Origin of the sequence: Streptomyces sp. NPDC048416 (assembly GCF_043200435.1) — a bacterium.
Taxonomy (GTDB): Bacteria; Actinomycetota; Actinomycetes; order Streptomycetales; family Streptomycetaceae; genus Streptomyces.
Genome location: NZ_JBICXU010000068.1, coordinates 1 through 5,578 on the forward strand (window position 1 = coordinate 1; position 5,578 = coordinate 5,578).

At 72.6% G+C, this 5,578-nt stretch carries 2 protein-coding genes; both read right to left on the reverse strand.

Features of this window, described 5'->3' with window-relative positions:
- Nucleotides 1-4,479, reverse strand: a 4,479-nt coding sequence (locus tag ACGFW5_RS35230; RefSeq protein ID WP_393838442.1) for an acyltransferase domain-containing protein, incomplete at its 3' end; no start/stop codon positions are given.
- Nucleotides 4,480-4,616: 137 nt separating this feature from the next.
- Nucleotides 4,617-5,578, reverse strand: a 962-nt coding sequence (locus ACGFW5_RS35235; RefSeq protein ID WP_393838443.1) for a beta-ketoacyl reductase, incomplete at its 5' end; no start/stop codon positions are given.

Here is a 5,578-nt window from a genome sequence, read left to right on the forward strand (position 1 = left end):
TTCGGCGAGGAGGGTGGCGAGTCCTCCGGTGCCGCCGGTGATGAGGAGGGTGTCTTCGGGTCCCCAGTCCTCGAATCCGGTGAGGGCGGGCTGGGTTGTGGTGGTGGCGCGGGTGAGTCGGGGCAGGTAGGTCTGGCCGTTGCGCAGGGCCAGTTCCGGCTCACCACTCGACACCACCGCAGCAGCGAGCGCCTGCGCCGACTCGTGCGTACCGTCCGAGTCGACCAGGACGAAGCAGTCCGGCATCTCGGCCTGCGCGGCGCGTACCAGGCCCCACACCGAGGCCCCGACCACGTCCACCGGCAGCCCCTCGGGACCTGCGGCGCCCCGGGTGACCACGGCAAGCCGGGCGGCGGGCGGGCGCTCCTCGGCCACCCACTGCTGCAATGCGCTCAGCACCATGGCGAGCACGTCACGCAGCCGTTGCGGCACCTGCTCGGCGTCCGCGAGGTCGACCGGCGGGCAGGGGAGGACCAGGACCTCCGGTACCGGCGGGGCCGCGGCTTCGTCCGGCGCCGCGGCGCGCACCGGCTCGCCGGCCGGCAGCAGTGAGGTGTACGCGGTAAGTGGGGTGTGCGCGGCAAGTGGGATGTACGCGGACGCCTCGGGCCCGGCCGAGCTCCCGGTGGCGTCGTCGCAGAACAGCGGGGCCCACGGCACCACGCGTGCCGACGGGCTCTCCTCTGCTGTCGGCGCCGCCTGCCACTCCACCTGGAACAGCGAGTCACGGTGCGGTGCCGGGGCGGCCGAGAGACCGCCGAGCGGGACCGGGCGCAGGATCAGCGCGTCGACGGATGCGACCGGAGCGCCGGTCGCATCCGACAGACGCAGGCTCACCGCGTCGTCACCGGCCGGTGAGACCCGCACCCGCAGCGCCGCCGCGCCCACCGCCCGCAGGCTCACTCCGCTCCAGCTGAAGGGCAGCCGGATCTGCCGGCCGGAGGTGTCCGTGCTGTCGGGGGACGCCTCGCCGGAAGGGTCGTCAGAGGTGTCGAACGGGCCGAGCCCGGCGGCGTGCAGAGCCGCGTCCAGCAACGCCGGGTGCAGTCCGAACCTGGCGGCCTCGGCGCGGGCGTCCTCGTGCAGGGCCACCTCCGCGAACACCTCGTCGCCGCGCTGCCATGCCGCGCGCACCCCCTGGAAGGCCGGCCCGTAGCCGTACCCCTGCTCGTCGAGCCGCGCGTACAGATCCGTCACGTCCAGCGCGACGGCGCCCTCGGGCGGCCAACTTGCCGACACGTCCGACCCGCCGGGAGCAGGCTCCGGGTGGGCCGTCTCGGGCACGAGGAAGCCACTGGCATGCCCCGTCCACGCCGCGTCGGAACCGTCGGCGTCGTTGAGCTGGTCGGTGCTCTCGCCGAGCTCCGCCGGCGGCCGCGAGTGCACGGTGACCGGACGGCGACCGGTCGCGTCCGGCACACCCACGAACACCTGAAGCTGGACTCCGCCCTTGGGGGGCAGCAACAGCGGTGCGGTCAGGGTGAGTTCGTCGATGCGGCCGCAGCCCACCTGGTCGCCCGCGCGCACCGCGAGCTCCACCAGCGCGGTGCCGGGCAGCAGCACCGTGCCGCCGGCCGCGTGGTCCGCGAGCCACGGATGGGTGTCGAGGCCGATCCGGCCGGTAAGCAGCGCACCGTCCGCGTCGGCAAGGCCCACCACGGCGCCCAGCAGCGGATGGTCGGCGGTGTCGAGCCCGGCCGAGGTCACATCCGTACCTCCGGTGTCCGGGTGCGGCCAGAACGGCCTGCGCTGGAACGCATAGGTGGGCAGATCCACCCACGACGGGGCGTACGGCGCGAACGGCACCTCCCAGTCGACCGGCACCCCCTGGACCCAGGCCTCGCCGAGCGAGAGCAGGAACCGGTCCATACCGCCTTCGTTCCTGCGCAGCGAGCCGAGCGCGCCTGCGGGCCGCCCCGCCGCCTCCCCGGTCTCCTGGATGCCCATGGACAGCACCGGGTGCGGGCTGGCCTCGACGAAGACACTGTGACCGTCGGCGAGCAGCGCCCGAGTGGTCTCCTCGAAACGCACCGTCTGCCGCAGATTGCGGTACCAGTACGCGGCGTCGAGCTCGCTGGTGTCGATCAGCGAGGCGGTCACGGTCGAGTAGAACGGGATGCGCGAGGCGCGGGGCGTGATGTCGGCCAGCAGGTCCAGCAACTCCGCCTCGATGGACTCCACATGGGCGGAGTGTGAGGCGTAGTCGACCGGGATCCGGCGTGCCCAGATGTCCTCGGATTGAAGCTCGGCCAGCAGCTCGTCCAGGGCGTCGGAGTCACCCGACACGGCGACCGAACCGGCGCCGTTGACGGCGGCCACGGAGAGCCGGCCCTCCCAGCGGCCCAGCCGTTCCGCGACCTGGTCGGCGGGCGAGGACACCGACATCATGCCGCCGGGCCCGGTCAGGCTGCGCGCGATGGCCTGGCTGCGCAGCGTCACCACGCGGGCGGCGTCTTCGAGGGAGAGCGCGCCCGCCACGTACGCCGCGGCGATCTCACCCTGCGAGTGGCCCACCACCGCGGCGGGCTTCACGCCGTGCGCGCGCCACAGTTCGGCGAGCGAGACCATCACGGAGAAGAGCACCGGCTGGACCACGTCCACGCGTTCCAGGGTGGGCGCGTCCGGCTCGCCGCGCAGGACGGCGAGCAGGTCCCAGTCGACATGGGGGCGGAAGGCCTCGGCGCACGAGCGGATGTGCGCGGCGAACACGGGCGCCCGGTCCAGCAGGTCGAGTGCCATGCCCGCCCACTGCGAACCCTGCCCGGGGAAGACGAACGCGACCTTGGCGCGTCCGGCGGCGGTACCGCTCACCAGGCTGTCGGGGGCGTCGCCCTGTGCCGTGGACCGCAGCCCCGCGAGGAGCCCGTCCCTGCCGTCCGCGACCAGTACGGCCCGGTGCTCCAGCGCGGCACGCGTGGTCGCGAGCGAGTATCCGAGGTCGGCGGGGCGCACTCCGAGGTCGGTCGCGACCCGCTCGGCGAGCCGGCCCGCCTGAGCGCGCAGCGCCGCCTCGCTCTTCGCGGTGATGAGGTAGGGCAGCACGGTGGCGGCCGCCGGTTCGAGGACCGGCTCGGGAGCCGGGACCACTTCGGCGTCGGGCGCCTGCTCGATGATGACGTGGGCATTGGTGCCACTGAGACCGAAGGAGGAGACCCCCGCGCGGCGCGGGCGGTCGCGCTGCCACGGCACCGGTTCGGTGAGGAGTTCCACCGCCCCGTCCTCCCAGTCCACCTTCGTGGAGGGCTCGTCCACGTGCAGGGTCTTGGGCAGGACGCCGTTGCGCATCGCCATGACCATCTTGATGACACCGGCGACACCGGCGGCGGCCTGGGTGTGCCCGATGTTGGACTTGACCGAGCCGAGCCACAGCGGGTCGTCGGCCGGTCTGCCCCTGCCGTACGTCGCCATCAGGGCCTGCGCCTCGATGGGGTCGCCCAGCACCGTGCCCGTGCCGTGCGCCTCCACGGCATCGACCTCAGCGGTGCTCAGGCCCGCGTCGGCCAGCGCCTGGCGGATCACCCGCTGCTGGGAGGGGCCGTTGGGAGCGGTGAGGCCGTTGCTCGCACCGTCCTGGTTCAGGGCGGAGCCCCGTACCACCGCGAGGATACGGCGACCGTTGCGGCGCGCGTCGGACAGCTTCTCCAAGACGAGCATGCCCGCGCCCTCGCCCCAACCGGTGCCCGCGGCGGCGTCGGCGAACGACCGGCAGCGGCCGTCGAGGGCCAGCCCGCGCTGGCGGCTGAACTCCACGAACGTACGGGCCGTGGACATCACGGTGACGCCGCCGGCCAGGGCCAGGGAGCAGGTGCCCTGACGCAGTGCCTGCACGGCCAGATGCAGTGCCACGAGCGAGGAGGAGCAGGCCGTGTCGATCGAGACGGCGGGCCCTTCGAGACCGAGGGTGTAGGAGATGCGTCCGGAGACGATGCTGCCGTCCGTACCGGTGACCATGAACCCTTCGGCGCCCTCGGGCACCGTGCCCACCCGCACCGGATAGTCGGTGGCCATCACGCCCGCATACACGCCGGTCTGACTGCCCGTCAGGCCACGGGGGTCGATCCCCGCCCGCTCGAACGCCTCCCAGGCGACTTCGAGGAGCAACCGCTGCTGCGGGTCGGTCGCGGTCGCCTCGTGCGGGCTCATCCCGAAGAACGCCGGGTCGAACTCCGGCGCCCCGTGCAGAAACCCTCCCTGCCCGGTGTAACTGGTGTGCGGCCGCACCCCGTCCGGGTCGTACACCCCGTCGAGATCCCAGCCCCGGTTGTCGGGGAACCCGGTGATCGCGTCGGTGCCCGAGTCGACGAGCGACCACAGGTCCTCGGGCGACTCCACACCCCCAGGGAAACGGCAGCTCATGCCCACGATGGCCACCGGCTCCGCGGTGGCGGCCGTGGCCTCGTCGTAGCGCCGACGCAGCCGCTCGTTCTCCAGCAGCGACTTGCGCAGCGCCTCGGCGATCTTCTGGACAGGTGTATCCACGGTAGTCACTCGCATTCCTCGGTCGCTCGTATCACTTGAGTCGCTTGGCCCGGGCAGTGCCCCGTCCCCGTCGGCCCCGGAGAACGGGGCCGACGGGGACGAAGGGCCGGGCGGGCCGGGGGCCGGGGCCCTCGCGGTCACTCAGGCTGTTCGGAGTCGCTGCGCTCGAAGGCCTCGCGAACGAGATCGTCGATGTCCATGGCCAGGATCGCGTCGCTCTGGTCGCCCTCGTCGCCCTGATCACTTCGCCCGGGCAGGCTGCCGGGGCCGCTCGCGCCGAGGTCACCGACGCGCGCCGAGCCGGCCGCCGTCACGTCCCCGGACGGCGCCAGCGCCAGCAGCGCGTCCAGCAGACCGGCCTCCCTGATACGGGCCAGCGGGACCGAGCCGAGCACCTGACGCAGTGCGTCCTCGTCCACACCTTCGGCGGGGGAGACGTCCTGCCGCGCCCGGATCTCCTCGATCTCCGGAAGCATCTCCTCCAGCAGATACTTCGCCAGCGCCTGCGGCGTCGGGTAGTCGAAGATCAGCGTGGCGGCCAGGCGCTGACCCGTGACCTTCTTCAGCCTGTTGCGCAGCTCCACCGCGGTGAGCGAGTCGAATCCGGACTCCTGGAACGAACGCCCCGGAGCGAGCGACGAGGCATCGGCGTGGCCGAGTACCGCGGCCACCTCGACACAGATCAAGTCCTCCAGCAGGTGGTGGCGCTCGTCGTCGGCGAGCGGCGCAAGCCGCTGCTCAAGCGTGGAGGGATCGACGGCTTCGGCGGGAGTCGCGGTGTGTGCGGTGGGTCGGGTGGGGGTGGGGGGGTTGAGGTTGTGGAGGAGGGGGGTGGTGGGGTGGTGGGGGTTGAGTTTGATGGGGAGGAGGGTGGGGTGGTTGGTGGTGAGGGCGGTGTCGAAGTGGGTGAGGTTTTGGGTGGTGGTGAGGGGGAGGAGGGGGCCGTTGTTCATGCGGTTGATGTTGGTTTGGGTGAGTTGGGTGGCCATGCCGTGGTGGGTGTTCCAGAGTCCCCAGGCGAGGGAGTGTGCGGGTTGGTTGTGGGTGTGGCGGTGGGTGGCGAGGGCGTCGAGGAAGGCGTTGGCGGCGGCGTAGTTGG